Here is a 20,533-nt window from a genome sequence, read left to right on the forward strand (position 1 = left end):
ATAAATCAACTCATCACTGTTGATGTTTAACTTCTCAGGTTAACGCCGAATTTTTCTACTAAAGCCTCACGAACTTTGTTGTGTACAGGTTCGACTTCGGCATCGGTAAGAGTGCGATCGCTGGCCCGATATACTAAACGAAATGCTAAACTTCGTTGTCCTTGAGGGACATTTTCACCGCGATATTCATCAAAGATTTCCACAGATTCCAGCAAACCTTTACCCGCTTTAGTAATGGCTTTTTCAAGTTCTCCCACAGAAATTTTTACAGGGGCGAAAAAGGCGATATCGCGATCGCTGGCTGGGTAAGTAGAATAAGATTTGAATGTGGGAATCAGAATTTCATCTTGATCCAAAGCATCCAACAGCGCATCTAAATCTAATTGGAACAGATACACAGAATCAGGTAAATCTTTTTCGCGGCGTAGTTGGGGATGCAGTTGACCAAATACACCCAGTCGGTTCCCGCCTATCCACAGAGACGCGGTGCGTCCAGGATGTAAACGCTCATCACGGCAATCTGGTTGATATTCTACTTGAAGTCCGAATTGCTGAAACACACTTTCGAGAATGCCTTTGGCTTCAAACCAAGTCATGGCTTGTTCCCGTCCACCTTTTGACCATTTGCCGAGGTTTCTGTCTCCTCCTAAAATACCAGCGATCGCATCTGCTTCGCGCAAGCCATCTTCTTCTTGCTGGAAAATGCGCCCGATTTCAAAGCCGTTGAGAGAACCGTTACCTTGTTCTAAGTTGTATTGAAAAGCATCAATCAACCCAGAAATTAAATCGGTGCGTAATGCCGAATATTCAGCGAATAAGGGATTACTTAATACTATCTGGCGATCGCTCCCTGGTTTGACTAAAGAATACTGGATTAATTCTGTCAAACCTTCTGCCCTGAAGGAAGCACGCAATTTCCGCACCAATTCCTGGTCTATTGGCAAATAGCCAGCTTCTGCTTTTTGGGGCAATGTATCGCAAAAATGATCATAGCCGTAAAGACGAGCAATTTCTTCAATTAAGTCAATTTCTCGTTCTAAGTCACGGTAACGATAGGGAGGAACAGCCACATTCCAAGTCCGTTCTTCGGTTGGTGTTAGCTGACATCCCAAGGCAGTTAAAATTCTGACAACATCATTTGCTTGTAATTCGCCTGTGTCTTCACCTAAATCCACAGGCCCTAACACTTCATTAACTCTATCTAACCGCAGTGCAATAAAACGACTCCAAGTCGCCGGGTCAGGACGGGTATCAGCAATTTCTTGGTGAACAATTACACCGTTAGCTAATTCGTTAATTAAAGCTAAAGCACGGCGACAAGCAATTTCTAATTCCGCCCGATTTACTCCTCGTTCATATCTCCCGGACGCTTCACTGCGTAACCCCACACTGCGAGAAGAACGGCGAATAGCGACGGAATCAAATAAAGCTGCTTCTAAAACTAAGTTTTGCGAACCCTCATAGACTTCCGTTTCTTCTCCCCCCATAACTCCGGCTAAAGCCACAGGTTTGTCATTAGCGGTAATTAACAAATTCTGGGTTGTTAAAGTGCGAGTTTGCCCATCTAAGGTTTTCAAGGATTCCCCTTGATTAGCAAACCGCACACCAATATTTAAATTGCCATTACCAGCAACAGTTTGTAACCTGTCTTTATCAAAGGCGTGGAGTGGTTGTCCCCATTCCAACAAGACATAGTTAGTAATATCAACCACATTACTAATTGGACGCACACCCGCAGCCCGTAACCGCTGTTGCAACCACTCAGGTGACGGGGCAATTTTCACCTGTTCAATGACTGTACCAATGTATGCAGGGCAAGCTTGGGTATCGCCAATTTTTAAACCTAATTTACCTGAATTTTGCGTGACTACAACTTCTCCAGGTTGAGGAATACTCAATTTACCACCAGTCAGTGCAGCAACTTCCCGCGCTATACCTACCATACTCAAAGCATCAGCACGGTTAGCAGTCGCAGTCACATCTAAAATTACATCATTCAAACCAAGTAAGGGGCGGACATCACTACCCACAGGTAGATTTTCCCCGGTAAAAATATGAATTCCATCCACATCATTCGGCAAACCCAGTTCCTTTAAAGAACAAATCATGCCTTGAGAAGGAACACCGCGCAGTTTTGCCGGTTTAATTTTTAAATCGATGTTCGGTAAATAAGTACCAACGGTGGCGACTGGGACATAAATATCTGCGCGGACATTAGCTGCACCGCAGACAATATTTAAAGTCTCCGCCGCACCAACATCGACTTGACACACACTTAATTTATCAGCGTTGGGGTGGGGTTGACGCTCAAGCACTCTCCCCACAACAACGCCATTTGCCCAAGTGCGGCGGTCTTCAATATCTTCTACCTCAAACCCCGCCATTGTCAGGGTATGAGCTAATTCTTCTGGGCTTAGTTTGACTTCTACTAGTTCCCGCAGCCAGTTGAGAGAAATACGCATGGAATGTGCTTGTTTTAGGAATCGTCTTTTGCTTCAATTTTAGGGTGTCTGATGGCGTAGAGGCTTGCTGTTAGGCATTGCTAATCAACTGCATCAAGCTGACCCATTCACTTGAATGATCCTACTACGTTGCACTTCAAAAGTCTCTTTGATTAACACTGGGAGCGATCGCACTTGATCAATCCCCGTCAAATTTCTGGATGATCAGCCTTGTCTTTTTTATGTAATACAAATATAATACATGAATATATTACCACTTCAGTGGTAACTATTTGTCCCTTAAACAAAAAGGAAAGGTTATGATTCCCCGAACACGCGTCCGCAATATTGGTATCTCTGCCCACATCGATTCTGGTAAAACTACGCTATCAGAGCGAATTCTCTTCTACACAGGCAGAATCCATACTATTGAGGAGGTAAGAGGCGGCGGTAAGGGGGCAACAATGGACTTTATGCCGGAGGAAAAGCTACATGGTATTACCATTACCTCCGCTGCAACAACTTGTCAGTGGCATGATATTCAAATTAATTTAATTGATACACCAGGTCATGTGGATTTCACGATTGAAGTAGAGCGTGCCTTGCGGGTGCTGGATGGGGCTGTGATGGTTTTGTGCGCTGTGGCGGGTGTACAATCCCAGTCCATCACAGTAGATCGCCAGATGAAACGCTATCGTGTACCGCGTCTAGCATTCATTAACAAAATGGATCGGATGGGTGCAGATCCATTTCGTGTCGTCCAGGCAATCCGCGATCGCTTGCAATTAAATGCTGTATTGTTGCAATATCCCATCGGTAGTGAAGATAACTTCCAAGGTGTGATTGATTTAGTGACAATGCAAGCGCACTACTTTGAGGGCGAAAATGGCGAAAATTTGGTCAAACAACCAATTCCCGACGGTTTGGTAGCAGCAGCCCAACAGGCGCGGGAGAAGTTGCTAGATAGCTTGTCTTTGTTCTCAGAAGAGATGACTGAGATGCTATTGGCAGATCAGGAGATTTCTTCGGAACTTATTTGGCAAGTTATCCGCCAAGCAACCTTGAGGCTAGAACTGACACCAGTACTGCTAGGTTCCGCATTCAAAAATAAAGGCGTGCAGAATCTTTTAGATGCGATCGCCCTTTATTTACCGTCTCCCATAGATAGAGAAGTAGTCAAAACCGCAGAATCAGTCAGTGTTTACCCAGATCCCGATGCGGACTTAGTAGCTTTGGCATTCAAACTTACCGTTGAATCCTTTGGACAGCTAACTTACACCCGGATTTACTCTGGCACGTTAAAGTCAGGCGATACCGTTTATAACTCTCGTACCGAACAACGAGTGCAAATCGGGCGCTTGGTGCGAATGCACGCCAACAAGCGCGAAGAGGTGAAAGTTGCAGTGGCTGGGGATATTGTGGCTTTGTTGGGTGTGGATTGTGCCTCTGGTGATACATTCTGTACCGGAGAAACACTAGTATCTCTGGAAAGGATGTTTGTGCCAGAACCAGTAATTACACTGGCAATTACACCCAAAAAACAGGAAGATAGCGAACGCCTAGCCAAAGCCCTCAACCGCTTTCAACGGGAAGACCCTACCTTTCGCTTGAGTATTGACCCCGAATCAGGCGCTACCTTGATTTCTGGGATGGGTGAACTGCATCTAAATATTTACGTAGAGCGAATTCAACGAGAATATAATGCGGAAGTTTATGTGGGTACTCCCGCCGTGGCTTACCGGGAAACCATTGGGCAAAAAACTCAATTTGACTACCGTCTGAAAAAACAATCAGGTGGTGTTGGTCTATACGCTCATATTACTGGGTGGATTGAACCAACAGATCAGCCATTTGTGTTTGAGAGTCGGGTAGTTGGCGGTGCGATTCCTAAAGAGTATATCCCCGCTTGTGAGAAAGGTTTCCGCGAGGCGATGGCATCAGGAAAACTTTCTGGCTATCCGGTAACTGGGGTGAAAGTCGTGTTGGATGGGGGTTCCTATCATCCAATTGATTCTTCCGAGTTGGCGTTTCGTTCCGCTGCACATCAAGCCCTGGAAAATGCGATCGCCAAAGCCAAACCCTATATCCTCGAACCAATTATGCTTGTCGAAGTGGAAACACCAAACGAGTTCATGGGTAGAGTCCAGGGCGATATATCATCCCGGCGCGGCTTGTTGTTGGGTTCCGAAACAATGCAAGGATATTCAGTGATTCGCGCCGAAGTTCCACTAGTGCAGATGTTTGGCTATTCTACAGAATTGCGATCGCTCACATCCGGGATGGCGACTTTTTCAATGGAATTCGCCTGTTATCGTCAGTCTTAAATCCACATTTGCAACTAGCATCTTGAATTAGTTTATTTAGGGACACAATTATTTTGTGTCCCTTTTGTTATTGCGATGGGTTTTCCTTGGCATTAATACTCGCCTATACGCTTGTAAAGAAAGCAATACTGTTTGATAATGTTTCTGCCTATACCAGCAGTTTAAGATAGAAATCAGCACGAAACAGCTAATAATTTTGTTTTACCGATAAATCTCTAACTTATTGTGTCATTCTTATAAATATTCATTATGGAAGCAAGCTTTTTAACTACGGTTGTTCTACCCATAGCCTTAGCAATTATTATGCTAGGAATGGGTTTATCTCTCACACCAGAAGATTTCCAACGCGTAAAGAAATATCCCAAAGCTGTCACCATTGGCTTGATTAGTCAGTTAGTTCTTTTACCGATTATTGGTTTTGCTATTGCTAAATTAGTACCCATGCAACCAACCATTGCTATGGGTTTAATCATAATTGCACTTTGTCCAGGTGGGGTATCTTCCAATGTAATTACATTCCTGGCTAAAGGTGATGTTGCTCTATCGGTGACTTTGACAGCTTTTAGTAGTCTGATTACCGTCTTGACAATTCCGGTATTGGCAAACCTCGCATATCAACACTTCATCGGACAAACTGCGGCGATCGCTCTACCTATTGGTGCAACAATAGTTCAAATATTTCTGATGACACTTCTGCCAATATGTTTAGGAATGGGAGTGCGTCAGTTATTCCCAGAAGTCGCCCTTCGTCTAGAAAAGGTGACTAGCCGTCTAGCAGTCGCTTTCTTGGCAATAATTATTCTCTTACTAATTATTCGTGAGTGGAATCGCCTCCCTGGCTTTATTTTGCAAGTGGGAGTTGGTGTATTGCTGTTGAATAGTATTTCAATGCTGGCGGGTTTTTATATTAGCAAACTATTCAACCTCAATCCTCCTCAGCAAATCTGCATAGCCATTGAGGTGGGAATTCAAAATGGTACATTAGCGATCGCCATTACCGCCGGATTACTCAACAATCCTGATATGGCAATCCCCGCAGCGGTTTACAGTTTATTTATGTATGTGACAGGGTTGATTGCTATTAACTACGGCAGAAAGTTAGCTGCAACTACTCCGATTTCACAACCTCTAGAAAGCAAGGTTTAGCATAGGTAAAATCAGGCGTTGCTGAGTCATAAAGTAGCTACGGAAATGATACTCATACCATTTTGGATTTTGGATTGTGAAAGGTTTTGTTGGTAAGCTTTTCAGCACTCAATCTGTCGCAATTATTTTTCAGATTGGTATCATATACTAAAAGTCTTTCAATGCTCCATCAGGAAGATGACTAAGGTTGTTCTCACGCTTCAACTTAGTATCCTTTGTGTTTTGGTGGTTTTGAATTTAAGTAGTTTCCAGGCAAGAATATTTAACAATTTTTTTATCTATGTAGCAAATGGCAATACAGAAACGCTGCATTCATTTCTACAACAGAGTTTTGCTCTAGATACAGGACTTACGCACAGGCTACGGAAAATCGTAGACGCGATCGCGGCTTGCCGCAGGCTACCACAGAGACGCAGAGTTCACAGAGGAATGAGACTTTGAGAGTTTTTTTGCGTAAGTCCTATAGATATTTTGAATTTTGATGAACATTATCTAGTTACTTAATTGACACAATAAGTATATTTACGTAAACTATATTCTTAAGAACATTATATTTATGTTAGCATATAACGCGTAAAAGCCTTTTTTGATAAGAAGCATTGTAAATATACCAGTTAAAGCATAGTTTTTGCTCTTAGGCAATTAACAATGCTCATTTTGTCATACCAATTAAGTCTGTTTTCAAGACAAATATTCCCAAACTATCGAAGCTAAATACCAAGACAGAGCATTTATGGATACCTTTCATAGCAACACTAACGAGCATTTACCATTTCCAGACTCTCTCACCAATCAACTAGATCCGTTACAAAATCCACTGCAAAACTTATCCAAACAACAACTTGGTCAAAGCCAAACTTCTGCTTCTCTAGCGATCGCGCTGGATTTCATCGAGAGTAAGCTGCAAGAATTCGCCCAGACTCCCAACGCTTATGAAAAGCTGAACTTTGTTTTTGATATTAAAAATGCCAGTGCAGTAGCAACTCGTTTAGCAGACTGGCAGAATAAAGTTTTCACAGATCGTCCAGACATTCTCTTTTTGAGTAATGCAGAGTTGCAAGGTGCAGTAGGCGCTTATTCTGCTGAACGAAATACAATCTATTTGTCAGAAACTCTGACTCAGCAAGATCCGTTGACAGGACTAGCAAAGGTTTTGCTAGAAGAGTATGGTCATGCTCTAGATCAGCAGTTTAATTCTGGCGGTGATACACCAGGAGACGAGGGTGAACTGTTGAGTCAGATTGTGTTAGGTCAAGCAATTAGTGATCAAGAGTTGGCTCGGTTAAGAGGTGAAGACGATCGCGGTACTTTAAATTTAGATGGTGTAGATGTTGCCGTTGAATTTGACAACACCATTGGAACAGCTGTAAATGTTGGTACGTTAAGCGGTAATCGAACTTATTCTGGCTCTGTTGGGAGTGCAGACACCAATGATTACTATCGTTTTACCCTTGGTACTGCCAGCAACTTTCGCTTGAATTTAAGTGGTTTATCAGCTGATGCAGATGTTGAACTGCTCAATAGTAGTGGAGTTGCGATCGCTAGTTCCCTCAATAGCGGGTCAAATTCTGAAAGCATTAGCAGTCACTTAACTGCTGGAAACTACTATGTACGGGTATATCCTTACAGTAGTACCACTACTTCTTACAACCTCAGCCTCACAGCCAGTGCCGATGCCGGTAATAGCCTAACTTTAGCTCGTAACATTGGTACCTTAAGCAGTACGCAAACATTTAACGATTTTGTTGGTACTACAGACACCAATGATTACTATCGTTTTACCCTTGGTACTGCCAGCAACTTTCGCTTGAATTTAAGTGGTTTGTCGGCGGATGCCGATGTTGAACTGCTCAATAGTAGTGGTGCGACTATTCAAAGTTCTGCTTTAAGTGGCACAACATCAGAGAGTATTAACAGTCACTTAGCCGCTGGAAATTATTACGTCAGAGTATATCCTTACGGTAGTGCGAACACTTCTTATAACCTCAGCCTCACAGCCAGTGCCGATGCTGGTAACAGCCTAACTTTAGCCCGTAACATTGGCACCTTAAGCAGTACGCAAACATTTAACGATTTTGTTGGTACTACAGACACCAATGATTACTATCGTTTTACCCTTGGTACTGCCAGCAACTTTCGCTTGAATTTAAGTGGTTTATCTGACGATGCCGATGTTGTACTGCTCAATAGTAGTGGTGCGACTATTCAAAGTTCTGCTTTAAGTGGCACAACATCAGAGAGTATTAACAGTCACTTAGCCGCTGGAAATTATTACGTCAGAGTATATCCTTACGGTAGTGCGAACACTTCTTATAGCCTCAGCCTCACAGCCAGTGCCGATGCTGGTAACAGCCTAACTTTAGCCCGTAACATTGGCACCTTAAGCAGTACGCAAACATTTAACGATTTTGTTGGTAGTACAGACACAAATGATTACTATCGTTTTACCCTTGGTACTGCCAGCAACTTTAGCTTGAATTTAAGTGGTTTATCTGACGATGCCGATGTTGTACTGCTCAATAGTAGTGGTGCGACTATTCAAAGTTCTGCTTTAGCAGGAACAGCATCAGAAAATATCAGCCGTCAGTTAACTGCTGGAAATTACTATGTCCGAGTATATCCTTACAGTGGAAATACAAATTATACTTTAGCACTCTCGGCAACTGCCATTCCCACCATAGTTGATAATGCAGGCAATACTTTAGCCACAGCTCGAAACATTGGCAACTTGAGTAGCAGTCGTTCTTTCCAAGATTTTGTGGGTAGTATTGACACCAACGACTATTACCGTTTTGCTCTGACTCAGAGTAGCAATTTTAGCCTTGCCTTGAATGGTCTGAGTGCGGATGCAGATGTACAACTGCTCAACAGCACTGGTGGGGTAATTGTCAGTTCTGCGGCTAGTGGCTCAAGTGCTGAAAGCATCAACCGACAGTTAACAGCAGGGACATATTACGTTCGAGTGTATCCCTACAGTGGCAATACTAATTACAACCTAACACTTGCTGCTACCGCAGTGTCTCAGCCAGATGGTGCTGGTAATACTTTAGCCACGGCTCGCAACGTTGGCACTCTTAGTAGTAGTCAGTCTTTCCAAGACTTTGTAGGCACAATTGATACCAATGACTACTATCGTTTTAACCTCACCCAAACTAGTAACTTTAATTTACTCCTGAATGGTCTAAGTTCAGATGCAGATGTACAACTGCTCAACAGTACTGGTGGATTAATTCAAGGCTCTTACGGAGAATCTTCTCTCTCTGAATCTATTACTCGTACCTTGAACGCAGGTACTTACTATATTCGAGTTTATCCTTATACTAGTAGTACCAACTACAACTTAACTCTTTCTGCCGCAGCCGTTACATTAACAGATGGTGCTGGTAATACTTTAGCGGCTGCCCGAAACATTGGTACTCTGACGGGTAGTCGTACCTTCCAAGATTTTGTTGGTAGTAGTGATACCAATGATTACTATCGTTTCAACGTCACCCAAAATAGTAACTTTAGTCTGGCGTTAAGTGGGTTGAATGCTGACGCAGATGTGCAATTGCTAAACAGTAGTGGCCAGATTATTGCTAGTTCAGTTGCCAGTGGATTGGGTACAGAATTGATTACTCGTACTTTGGCTACTGGCACTTACTATGTTCGAGTGTATCCTTTTTCTACTGGTAATACTAACTATCAATTGGTGCTGACAGCTAATGCTGCTGGTAATTTTAACTCCACCTATGGATATGGTTTGGTGAATGCCGCTGCTGCTGTAGCTAGGGCGATTGGGCAGACAACTCCTTTTGCCGATGTTGCCAATTTAGGCGGTAACAATTGGGGGAATGATTTGGTCAATTCTCCCGAAGCTTGGGCTAGAGGTTATACAGGGCAAGGTGTGGTAGTTGCTGTGATTGACTCAGGGGTAGATATTAACCACTCTGATCTCAGAAATAACATTTGGCGTAATGCTGGAGAAATTGCTGGGAATGGAATTGATGACGATCGCAATGGCTACATAGATGATGTGAATGGTTGGAATTTTGGTCAGAATCAAAATAACAATAACATCTTGCCAGGAACGACTTCTAGGGGTCAAACACATGGAACTCACGTAGCTGGAACAATTGCTGCGAGTAATAATGGGGTAGGTATTACGGGGGTTGCTCACCAGTCTCGGATCATGGCGATTCGGATGGGAGATGTTGATGATCAAGGACGATTCACCAATGCTGGTAGTCTTGCTGCCGCAATTCGCTATGCCGTAGATAATGGTGCCAATGTCATCAATATGAGTTTGGGATGGAGTGATTCAACCGAATTGAGAGATGCTCTAGCTTATGCTGCCAGCCGCAACGTCATTACAGTCAGCGCCGCAGGCAATAGCAGTCTGGCTTCTCCTGGTACTCCTGCTTATTATGCAACTCAGTATGGTTTGTCTGTTGGTGCAATTGATATTAACCGTAATATTGCTTCCTTCTCAAACAGAGCAGGTACTAACAATGCCATACAGCATATCGTTGCGCCTGGAGTGCAGATCTACTCAACTATTCCTGGTGATAGCTATGGCTTTTCCAGTGGGACTTCTATGGCGGCTCCCCATGTAGCTGGTGTAGTAGCGTTGATGTTAAGTGCAAATCGCAACCTAACTCATGCTCAAGTGCGAAGTATTCTCACTGATTCTAGTGTCAGATTGTTCTAGCTTCTGCTAACCATTTGCCAAGCGGAACATAAGTAAATCAATGTTCCGCTAACATTAATTCTTGTTCCTAGCGCCGCAATTTAACCTATGAAGCTGATCAAAAAGTTTGTAACAATCAAGCAAGCAATATTAATTTTAATTCTGGGGTGTAGTGCCTCGTTCACAGGGGGAAATTTGGTTGGAGGTGCTGATTCAATGACACAGGTGAAATTTTCTGGGCCGATTACTCTTTCCCAACAACAACTTCCTCCTCAGTCTCAAGGAATTAATGGTTTTGTTGTTTATCTTAGTGGTAATCAGATACCGACGAATCAACCTGATGAATCGAAAGGAAATTCACAGCCAGTTAAGACAAAAATTTGGATCTTTTCTGGAAAAATTCTCAGCACTGGGTCTCCTCGTTGGTCTTTAGACAAAGCACAAAAACATCCTAGGTTGATTGGTTGGACAGTGAGTGATGCTAATGGAAAGTTTCAGGTAGGGTTGCCTTCTGGAGAATATACCTTATTAGCAGAGTATGGTGCGGATCTTTATTTGAATAAATTTTTAGGAGATGGGAGCTTTGCTTCTGTTCAGGTGATAAATAACCAAGTTACTGAGGTTCAACTCTTCAACGATGAAAATGCCGCATTTTGATGATTTGAGTAGACCATAATTTCCTCCCATTCCAGTTGTGAAAATGGTTGGACTTCTATTTCCATATCAAAACAATCTTTTGCAGCAGCAATCAAGGCTGTGATAATTTGTTCGATACTTTGAGGAAACTGCACGTTAGTTAACGACTCTGTACCAAATACCTGGGTAAACAGTTCCGCATCTGGTTGCAAGCGAATGGAACCATGTTGCAAAATTACATCACTGCGTTTGAGTTGGGCGCTACCGATGAGTTTTGCACCATTGGGTAAAATTAAATCTGCACCTGTCGCTGTCCCAAAGCAGTTAGAGTTATGGATGTAGCCCCGCCCAGATGTACCGTAGGTTAATTCTACGCCGAGCGATCGCCATCCTTGAATTAAAAACTCACAAATTTTTGTATATGCTTGTAAACGGTTTCCAGCTAAACCCGATGTAACTACAGTGTATGTTAAATCGCCTTGGTGTAATACTGCTCTACCACCAGTGGGACGGCGCACTACATCTAGTTTTTCACCTTGCCAAGTTAAATTTTCCCATGCTTGGGGATATTGTTTTTGATGATAACCGAGAGAAATAGCAGCTGGCGACCAAGTATAAAAGCGCAGAGTTGGAGGATGCTTTCTGGAATGGTGCTGTTCTAATAACCATTTATCGATCGCCATCTGCACATTACCAGAGGCTTCTAAGAAAGGAATCAGTCGCCATACCTGCTTGTTGGACATTAATTATTACTTAAGCTGCACCAAACTTAGATTGTAAAGCTTCATCGTTGTTGTCGGCGATCGTGGCGACAATTGTAATTAACCGTGAAACTTCCCCAGGAGACAACTCGGCTAGTGTGCGTGTTGAAATCACCACGACTTGATTTTCAATTATGCCAAAACGAGCTTCAAAAGTACCAGAGCAGTTCATCTCTAAAAGTTGGCGCATTAATTTTGGTTCATTTTTGGCGGGTAACTTTAATACCACAGACCACACTGTGATTGTGTCTTCATCGGTTGTCCCCGTGAGTTGAACAAACACTTCCACGCTACCGTAGTTAAACTTCCAGAGATAAGCACCTTCTGGAGTGTGGCTAACCATTGCACTGTCATCTTGTTCTAAGGAGTCGATGACGTTTTCAATTACTTCTACATGGTTGATAATTGTTTTCTCCTCAAGTAGTTCCTGAATGAATTCATCGTTAGTTAGGGTTTCTGGGTAGCTTGCCATAGAAATTATCGATTTAATATGTTTACTGGTTGATCAACAGAGAATTCAGCAGCCAGGAATCAAAATTCAGGATGAATAAATGGGTTTAAATGCCCATTTTCCTGATTTTCGGAATCTGACTCCTGAATTCTGCTACAACTACACATACTTTATAACTTGTCAGCAAAATTAGTTTTAGCTCCCTAGGTGATAATCTGGTCATCAGTGACCAGACTAACGCGGAAAAGGATAGGCTGAATTATGTCATCTCTCTCTCAAGCTGTGCAAACTTGTGATGTTCGTCAATTGGGGATTAATCCTAATCACTGGTATGTAGTTGCACCGAGTCATGAGGTAACACATGAACCTGTAGGCGTGATAATTTGGCATCAGGCGATCGCACTTTACCGCGACAGCACAGGTAAAATTCACGCTTTAGAAGACCGCTGTCCCCATCGTCAAGTTAAACTGAGCCACGGCCAAGTTATCGGTAATGAATTGGAATGTGCTTATCACGGTTGGCGTTTCAATTCCTCCGGCGAGTGTACAGAGGTTCCTTATTTAGCAGCAAATCAAAAATTGCCAAACTGTCAAATTCGTCGCTACCCAGTCAAAGAACAAGACGGTTTTATTTGGTTATTTCCTGGTGATGGAGAACATTCTAATCAACCTTTAGGTTTACCAGAATGGGAACATTTGAATTATATTGCTTCGGTTGCAGTGATTAACTGTCAAGCCCATTATTCTTATTTAATTGAAAACTTGATGGATATGTATCACGGGCATTTACATCAAGATTTACAAGCTTGGGCGGCAGCATCTTTACAAGATATTGATGAAGATGATTACCGTGTAGATGCTCATTATACAGCCCAAAGTTATTACAAAATAGATAAAATTTGGTCGATATCTCAGTTATTTTTTCCCGCATTGCGAAAACTACATCCTGAACCATTGGATGTAAGTTATATCTATCCCCATTGGCAATCCACTCTAGGCAAAGACTTTAAAATTTATTGTTTATTGTGTCCTGTAAGTGAAACTCAAACTAAAGCTTATTTAATTCATTTCACCTCACTCAACGCTTTTTGGCGATTACATAAATTACCTGTATGGTTTCGCCGATTTATTAAAGATAGTTTATTTAATGCAGCCAAAAAATTACTTGATGGTTTAGTAGTGCAAGATGTAGAAATGATTGAGGAAGAACAACAAGCATATTTGCAAAATCGCCAAAGACGCAATTATGAATTAAATCGAGCTTTAGTGAGTGTGCAGAAACTAATACGGAGTCAAGTTGAGAGATTAGGCTGAGATATCAGTCAATTATCTATTTGTAACTGGCAATAATAATTGTAATGAAGGGCGATCGCCAAGTATCTTAGAAATAGGTTTGATAGTTGTGGAGTGGCGATCGTGAATACTCAAGAATTCCTGCGATTGATCGACAAACAAGCCTCATGTCCGCAAACCCTACCAAAAGCACTGCAAGCTCTGTGGTATGACAAAAAAGGCAATTGGAACCAAGCTCACGAAATAGTTCAAAATGCCAATGATCTTGATAGTGCTTGGGTTCACGCCTACTTACATCGCCAAGAAGGTGATTTGCATAATGCACGTTACTGGTATCACCGCAGTAGTCAACCAGAGTTTGTCGGCGAGCTAAACCAGGAATGGGAACACATTACTTCTCTATTACTGAAAAAGGTCAACACTACTCATGGATGCTGAACAACTCAAGCGCAGTTACGATGCAGGTGAAAGATATTTTCCGGCTGCAAATTTAAGTCGAGCTAGATTAATCTCCGCTTACTTACCGGGAATTAATCTGTGGGGAGCCGATTTGAGTCAAGCTAACCTCGCCAAAGCTAAACTCTGGGGAGCAGACTTAAGTCAAGCTAATCTTGCAAAGGCGAATTTGACAAGAGCTAATTTATGCGGTGTCAAATTAAAAGAAGCAAATCTCCGGGGAGCTAAACTCAACTTTACTAAACTGTATGGTGCAGATTTGAGTGGAGCTTATTATGATGACAGTACGGTCTTTTCTAAAGGATTTGATCCTGTTTGTAGGAATATGCGGAAGTTTTAATTTTGGCAGGTTGAGTCACTTAATACTTGCCATCCAGTTAATTTCCATAGGACTTACGCAAAACACTTCTCAAACTCTCATTTCTCCGTGACCTCTGCGTCTCTGTGGTAGCCTGCGGCAAGCCGCGATCGCGTCTACGATTTTCCGTAGCCTGTGCGTAAGTCCTGTTCCATTTGAAAAATGAGTGCGACAGATGGTTTGAGAAAACCCAAACTTAGACAGAAATTACCCATCCAAAAATTTCAAATCAAAAATGGTATAACTCATCAGTGCGCGGAGGAAAGCTATCTGTATCGTGTACATTGGTAGGCAGTACAGACACCCATAAATATGATGAATAGACAGCACTGGAGTTGCCTATGATTCGAGCTAGTACGCCCGATGATGCAGCAGCGTTAATCGCGATCGCTGTAGCAGCTGAGTTATTCCCCGCGAACGAAACCGCAGAACTGAGCAACATGCTGGAGAATTACTTCAGCGGTAACATCGGCGACGGTCATCTGTGGCTCACCGATGAGGAAAATGGGGAGCCGTGCGGGGTTGCTTACTACGCACCTGCCCCGTTTACGGATGGGACATGGGACTTGTTAATGATTGTTGTGCATCCCCAGTACCAGAGGCAAGGGCGAGGAAAAGCGTTAGTGCAGTATGTGGAAAATGCCTTACGGGCAAGTGGTCAGCGGATTTTGTTGGTCGAGACTTCAGGGCTTCCCAGCTATGACAGAGCGCGGGCTTTCTACACAAAGTGCGGTTTTGAGGAGGAGGCGCGTATTCGTGACTTCTACAAGGCAGGGGAAGATAAGGTGGTGTTCCGCAAGGCGTTGAATGCGGAATAGACCACACACCAAATTACAATTCTTCTGCGGCTGGTAAGGGAAAGATTTCACCTGCTAAGTAAGCGTCAAAATGCTTTTGGAAGTATAACCAAGATGTCATATCTTCCCCATCAGCAAATGCTTTGGGAGCTTGTTTATATAAAGGAACACGGTGATTAATTTCATCTTGTAGTAGTTGGGGTAATTCTGCTAAACCGCCAACTTTGCTACCTACTGCACTATAGATGAGATTACCAGTGCGATCGCCCATTTTCATCCAAGGCAACCATTGACCAATCCTATCCCAACTCAGTTTAAGCTGAGAAACTGAATTGAGTTCTGTGTTAAATAAATCTGCGGTGGGGACAGTCAATTTAAATAATTCTGCGGCTTGGTAAGTTTCATAAGGGCTATATTCAGCAAATTTGGGATTTTCTGCTAAGGGATTTGGATATGTCGGAAAAATATCAAAGACAAAAGTTGTGCTGTCTCCCTCGACTTGCGCTGGAAATTTATCTTTAAAATGTCCTTGCACAGGATTATTCGCAACGTGTAACACAGGTACAGTTTCACCAGTCCAAGGATTTTTCCATTTAGGCAAAATCTCTTCTGTTTCTGGGTTTAAGTAATAAGTCAGTTCACGAGAAGTGAAATCCCAACTACCTTTTTCTGTGGAAATACATCTACTGACACTCACTCCCAACATTTTAAATAAAAGTTTTCTTTTCTCTCCGGGAATAAAACTATAAATTTTCCCTTTCCAAGTTAAAAATGTAGATTCACTAGAGTCGAGAGAAGAGCGAGTTTTTACCCAATGGTGCGCCTCTAATTCTTTAACTTCTGCTACCATTTCTGATTACCTCGTTAACTGACTAAACAAAGAGTAGTCTTAAATAGATCAAAATGACGACTAGCAATGTTAAATTTTAGATTTTATGCTCAAGCTTAATTTGGTGATAATTCGTGGCGAAGTAAGTTTTTCCCCTTTTTTTTGGCACCATACATTAAATTATCGGCTTTTTCGATCATTTCAGTAACCGAAAGTGGTGGTTTAATAAAAGTGATTGCACCAATACTAAATGTGACAGGCCAATGTTGTTCCTGCATAGCAGATGATAAAGTTCTTTGCAATCTCTGTAATACTATTTCTGATGCTTCATAACCAGTGCGTGGCAATAAAATGGCAAATTCATCACCACCTATTCTGGCAATTATATCAATTTTACGCAGATTATTTTTAGCATTTTCTGCCACTAAACATAGTAGGCGATCGCCAACAGTGTGTCCAAATTGATCGTTAATATATTTAAAATTGTCTACATCAAAATAAGCAATAGTTAAATGTTCTTTATGTCTTAAAGATTTATGAATTTCAATATTTACTAATTCCAAAAAAAAAGCCCTATTATGTAATCCTGTCAAAGCATCGGTGCGAGCCAGCCGTTCTAAGTTTTTTAATGTGACTTTTTGTTGTGATAAAAGATAATTAGTAAATAAGAAAAATACTAGAACTACAATCGTATTCCAATAAGGTACTAGAGGGTGTAAATAGTGAAAATTGGGTCTTTGATTGACCAAAAAATTTGTAATTGCACTAATCAAAGAAAATAATACCCCACTACAGTTATCAGCAAACCATGTGGCAATACCAATCGGAATTAAATAAAAAATTGCTATTAAAATTTCTGGCGGTATTTGGTAATCTAACCAACCTATCAAGGCTATTAAGAAGGCACTGAGCGATATTACGCACCATTTAGGTTGAATCTCTAATATTTTGATTAAATTCATATTCCCTCAGCTTAACTGCAACATTTTTTGCAGTTCTTTGTGGGTTATCAGCTTACCCCGTATTTTTCACCCAACCATATATTTTTTACTTTGTCAATCTGAAAAATCTACACTGGGGATAATAAATAAAAGTAATGATTCTGAATTTAAGTAGCTACTTTAGGCAACACAAGTAGTTTGATACATAGTTACAGTTGAGCAAGTTACAACTTCAGATAATCTCCTTAATTATGGGACATTTCTCCGGATAAAGGAAAAAACGCCTGAATAATACTTCACATTATTTCTCTACACCAAAACCTATGGAACTGCCTCAACGCGTGTCAATTCGCTACAAAGACACTTCCTACAATATCAGTGAGATCCGCTTAAAAACTTTTCAACTTGCATTCAAAATTTGGGAAGAAGAAAGTAAGCCCAGAAAAACCGAGCTTTATGACTTTACATTGAATTGTCTCAAACAATTTGACCGCCAAGACCGTTTTGTTGTTTCCTATCTATTCTTGGAATTAACAGATATGATCCGTAATTCTTCTTTAGAGAGAGGGATGAGAGAGGTGTTAATTAAAACATGTTTTAGAGAGTTTGCCTGTGCATTAACAGATTTTGAAAATGCGGAAAAATAAAGTCCTCCCAAAAATTGTTTGTCACTCATAAGAATTAAGGAGTCAGGAGTCAGAATTCAAAATTGAATTTTATATTGTCAATTAGTAGGGAAAAGACCAGCCACTAATTGATGCGGAATTCTGACCGAAAAATTTGAGATTTCGGATTTGAGATTTTGGATGGGGAATCTTCTGTACAAGCCCCACCCCTTCAGGGCGGAATTAATCCAAAATACTGGCTGCGTAAGCTTCGCTAACGCCAATCTAAAATCCGACGCTTGACGACTCGCTAACACTGCGCTATCAAGCTCTACATTTTAGGGTGGAGTCAATCAATTTTGGATTGACTTCTCTCTTCTTTAAGGTGATGTCTTAGCTGGTTTTAAATTTCTGGCTTTATAGAACATTTCTAGACTTTGGCGATCGCCTACAAACCTCCAATGCCAAGGTTCATAACTCACACCTTGCACATTATCTTGAGGGAAAGACATCTCAAAACCAAAGCGGGCTGCATTTGTTTGTAGCCACCCAAAAGCTTTTGTTCTATCAAAGTCAGCCTGGAGATTAGTCACTGATGCTGTTCCGTCTCCAATATCCACCGCATAACCAGTGTGATGTTCACTGTGGCCAGGCGGCGCACTGAGGGCGGCTCTTTGGGCTGGAGTTTGATTTCGCTGCGCCCCCACCTCAAAAAATAATTGCTCTTGTTCTTTCACAGAGCGAAAGCCAGAAATTGGCACTAAAATTACACCCGCACTCCGCGCGGCTTGCGTCATGGCGCGAAATTTTTCCGCCGCCGTCTTTCGCATTCTAATGCGGCGATCTGCGGTAATTGGTGCTAACTCCGACTCTGGTGCTTCTGGGTAGGCTAAATGTCCCAATACTGCATTATTATCTTGGGGACTTCCAGAACTATTAGTGGTTAGAGGATTAGCAGGTGGCGATTGAGAATCGGCTGTTTTTTTCGGTGTAGTGAGAGAAAAGAAAAAACCACTAACTACAGCCAGCAGGATAAATCCCGCGACTCCCCCAATGAGCAGAACCAAAGGTTGTAAAGGTGTCTTAGATGTGACATCAGGAGTATCGCGTAAAGCCACTGGAATGTCATCACCTGGATCACCGGACGAGTTTGGGGGTTTTCCAGAAAACCCAGCTTTATTCAAGGGTTAACTCCTGCTTTTGTGCAAAATTCATAACAGATTGTAGACTGGACAGAGATTAGCATATTCGGTACATTTTACATCTGTCTTTGTTAGGGAAATTTTGGCAAACCTCCTAGAACTATACGTCAAACTGGTAGGCTTAATCTTAATCGGATTTTTCCTGGGACGGAAACTGCCTACCACAGTTCCAACGCGTTTGGGTCAGTTGCTTTTTTGGGTAGGAGTACCTGTAAGTATTGTTGCTTTCTTACGTCAAGCTGACTTATCGGCACAGATTTGGATTGCTCCGGCGATCGCTCATTTAGCAATTTTTTTGGGTGCATTTTTGGCTTGGTTAACTATTAAAGGCCAAGCTTATCTGACAAATACAACTTTCCAGCACCCGACTCAGGGAAGTTTTATTTTAGCGGCAATGGTAGGCAACACTGGTTATATCGGCTTTCCTGTGACTTTAGCAATGGTAGGCCAAGATTATTTTGCCTGGGCTTTATTTTACGATTTATTAGGGTCATTATTTGGCGCTTACGGTCTGGGTGTCGCCCTAGCATCTCGTTTTGGCTACGGTGGGACAAACTACTGGCAAATGGCTCAAGCCATCTTGATTAATCCCGCCCTGTGGAGTTTTGGTTTTGGCTTATTGTTTCGCCAAGTTAGCATCTCTACTACTGCGGAATTTTATCTAGAGAAATTGGGGTGGTGTGCTGTCGCTTTATCTCTAGCCTTAATTGGAATGCGACTCTCCCTACTCAATTCTTGGCAAAGAGTCCCACAAGCGGCTGTCAGCTTGGCAATCAAAATGCTCCTAGTACCTCTACTGCTCGGCAGTACTTTATCACTTTTTGGCGTGACTGGTTCTGCTGCCAAGGTAATTGTTTTACAAATGGCTATGCCACCAGCATTTGCCACAATGGTGTTAGCCGAAACCTTCGATCTTGACCGCGACCTCGCTGTGACTTCCTTAGCACTGGGTGTGATATTGTTGCTGGTGACTTTACCTGTTTGGCTGTGGTTGTTTTGAACTAGTCAATATTTAATATTGCTTTTTTGATTGATAACTCCTACTTCCTGCCTTTTTTTCAACAAAGTTGACTCATCTTTTCTGCCAAAGCAGCGGGATTGGTATGTTCGTAATGTTCAAAGGGCTGATGAATCCAGGGATTATCTGGTAAGTAATCAACGTAATAATCGGGCTTGATGACCGAACAAGCTTTATACCAAATAACGGCGCTGCGAACTTCTGCAATGGCAGAATCGACATTTTCCCGTAACCAAGGAATTGTCTGTTGAAGAGTAATTCCAGAGTCTACCAAATCGTCAATTAAAAGAATGTGGGAACCTAACTGTTCAGTAGTCATTGTCAAATGATGAGAAAAGGTGAGATGACCTCTTTCTTGCTTACCGGGGCCACTGTAAGATGATGCAGCTAGAATCGCCAGTGGTTTTTGATAGATCCGCGAAATAATATCTCCGACTCGCAGTCCGCCTCTGGCTAGGCAGACAATTTGGTTGAATTCCCAACCAGATTGATACACCTGAACCGCCAGTTGTTCAATTTTATAGTGATATTCTGACCAAGAAACGTAAAGGTCTGGCATAAAGAAAGTGATTTTGAGGTAATACTGATAGCGATCGCAAATTTTTT

General features: G+C 42.1%; 17 protein-coding genes. 10 read left to right on the forward strand and 7 right to left on the reverse strand.

Annotation, left to right across the window (positions count from 1 at the left end; all coding sequences use genetic code 11):
• Positions 1–26 precede the first annotated feature (26 nt).
• Entirely contained in the window at positions 27–2,462 is a 2,436-nt protein-coding gene (gene pheT, locus NOS7107_RS09250) for a phenylalanine--tRNA ligase subunit beta (protein WP_015112714.1), read from the reverse strand.
• A 299-nt stretch (positions 2,463–2,761) separates the two neighbouring features.
• On the opposite strand from pheT, the gene fusA reads away from it, so the two are divergent.
• The 4 genes from fusA (at position 2,762) to NOS7107_RS09270 (ending at position 11,237) form a co-directional block, all read left to right on the forward strand.
• Positions 2,762–4,765 carry an elongation factor G gene (gene fusA, locus NOS7107_RS09255; protein WP_015112715.1) on the forward strand — a complete coding sequence of 668 codons (2,004 nt, stop codon included), beginning with the start codon at positions 2,762–2,764 and terminating at the stop codon, positions 4,763–4,765.
• Between the two features lie 249 nt (positions 4,766–5,014).
• Positions 5,015–5,911, forward strand: coding sequence for a bile acid:sodium symporter family protein (locus NOS7107_RS09260; protein WP_015112716.1), 897 nt, complete (start codon positions 5,015–5,017; stop codon positions 5,909–5,911).
• A 733-nt stretch (positions 5,912–6,644) separates the two neighbouring features.
• A complete protein-coding gene (locus tag NOS7107_RS28530) occupies positions 6,645–10,601 on the forward strand; it encodes a pre-peptidase C-terminal domain-containing protein (protein WP_015112717.1) in 3,957 nt (1,318 codons plus the stop codon).
• Positions 10,602–10,796: 195 nt separating this feature from the next.
• Entirely contained in the window at positions 10,797–11,237 is a 441-nt protein-coding gene (locus NOS7107_RS09270; RefSeq protein ID WP_015112718.1) for a hypothetical protein, read from the forward strand.
• Here the strand turns inward: NOS7107_RS09270 and NOS7107_RS09275 are convergent.
• Positions 11,204–11,959, reverse strand: a complete 756-nt coding sequence (locus NOS7107_RS09275) for a biotin/lipoate A/B protein ligase family protein (RefSeq protein ID WP_015112719.1) — start codon at positions 11,957–11,959, stop codon at positions 11,204–11,206. The genes NOS7107_RS09270 and NOS7107_RS09275 overlap by 34 nt on opposite strands.
• Positions 11,960–11,969: 10 nt before the next feature.
• The gene (locus NOS7107_RS09280; protein ID WP_015112720.1) at positions 11,970–12,449 is read right to left on the reverse strand and encodes a YbjN domain-containing protein; all 480 of its coding nucleotides are present in this window, start codon (positions 12,447–12,449) and stop codon (positions 11,970–11,972) included.
• A gap of 240 nt (positions 12,450–12,689) precedes the next feature.
• Here NOS7107_RS09280 and NOS7107_RS09285 point away from each other — a divergent pair, with 240 nt between their 5' ends.
• From NOS7107_RS09285 to NOS7107_RS09300, 4 genes are all read left to right on the forward strand, one after another.
• A complete protein-coding gene (locus NOS7107_RS09285) occupies positions 12,690–13,742 on the forward strand; it encodes an aromatic ring-hydroxylating dioxygenase subunit alpha (protein WP_015112721.1) in 1,053 nt (350 codons plus the stop codon).
• 102 nt (positions 13,743–13,844) lie between these two features.
• Positions 13,845–14,159: a hypothetical protein gene (locus NOS7107_RS09290; protein WP_015112722.1), complete on the forward strand. Its 315-nt coding sequence runs from the start codon at positions 13,845–13,847 to the stop codon at positions 14,157–14,159.
• Positions 14,149–14,517 carry a pentapeptide repeat-containing protein gene (locus NOS7107_RS09295; RefSeq protein ID WP_015112723.1) on the forward strand — a complete coding sequence of 123 codons (369 nt, stop codon included), beginning with the start codon at positions 14,149–14,151 and terminating at the stop codon, positions 14,515–14,517. Before NOS7107_RS09290 ends, NOS7107_RS09295 begins: the two co-directional genes overlap by 11 nt.
• A 359-nt stretch (positions 14,518–14,876) precedes the next feature.
• Positions 14,877–15,353, forward strand: a complete 477-nt coding sequence (locus NOS7107_RS09300) for an N-acetyltransferase (protein ID WP_015112724.1) — start codon at positions 14,877–14,879, stop codon at positions 15,351–15,353.
• A gap of 13 nt (positions 15,354–15,366) precedes the next feature.
• Here NOS7107_RS09300 and NOS7107_RS09305 read toward each other — a convergent pair whose 3' ends face one another.
• Together NOS7107_RS09305 and NOS7107_RS09310 are read right to left on the reverse strand one after the other, a co-directional pair.
• Positions 15,367–16,182 (reverse strand): DUF1838 domain-containing protein, encoded by an 816-nt coding sequence (locus tag NOS7107_RS09305; protein WP_015112725.1) that lies wholly within the window; start codon positions 16,180–16,182, stop codon positions 15,367–15,369.
• A gap of 95 nt (positions 16,183–16,277) precedes the next feature.
• Positions 16,278–17,123 (reverse strand): GGDEF domain-containing protein, encoded by an 846-nt coding sequence (locus NOS7107_RS09310; RefSeq protein ID WP_015112726.1) that lies wholly within the window; start codon positions 17,121–17,123, stop codon positions 16,278–16,280.
• A gap of 302 nt (positions 17,124–17,425) precedes the next feature.
• Here NOS7107_RS09310 and NOS7107_RS09315 point away from each other — a divergent pair, with 302 nt between their 5' ends.
• Positions 17,426–17,749, forward strand: a complete 324-nt coding sequence (locus NOS7107_RS09315) for a hypothetical protein (protein WP_015112727.1) — start codon at positions 17,426–17,428, stop codon at positions 17,747–17,749.
• A 338-nt stretch (positions 17,750–18,087) separates the two neighbouring features.
• On the opposite strand, the gene NOS7107_RS09320 is transcribed toward NOS7107_RS09315, so the two are convergent.
• A complete protein-coding gene (locus tag NOS7107_RS09320) occupies positions 18,088–18,891 on the reverse strand; it encodes a D-alanyl-D-alanine carboxypeptidase family protein (RefSeq protein ID WP_015112728.1) in 804 nt (267 codons plus the stop codon).
• Between the two features lie 100 nt (positions 18,892–18,991).
• On the opposite strand from NOS7107_RS09320, the gene NOS7107_RS09325 reads away from it, so the two are divergent.
• On the forward strand, positions 18,992–19,909 hold the full coding sequence (locus tag NOS7107_RS09325; RefSeq protein WP_015112729.1) for an AEC family transporter: 918 nt from the start codon (positions 18,992–18,994) through the stop codon (positions 19,907–19,909).
• 58 nt (positions 19,910–19,967) lie between these two features.
• Here NOS7107_RS09325 and NOS7107_RS09330 read toward each other — a convergent pair whose 3' ends face one another.
• On the reverse strand, positions 19,968–20,486 hold the full coding sequence (locus NOS7107_RS09330) for a phosphoribosyltransferase (protein ID WP_015112730.1): 519 nt from the start codon (positions 20,484–20,486) through the stop codon (positions 19,968–19,970).
• Positions 20,487–20,533: the final 47 nt, after the last annotated feature.

Source organism: Nostoc sp. PCC 7107 (assembly GCF_000316625.1).
GTDB lineage: Bacteria > Cyanobacteriota > Cyanobacteriia > Cyanobacteriales > Nostocaceae > Nostoc_B.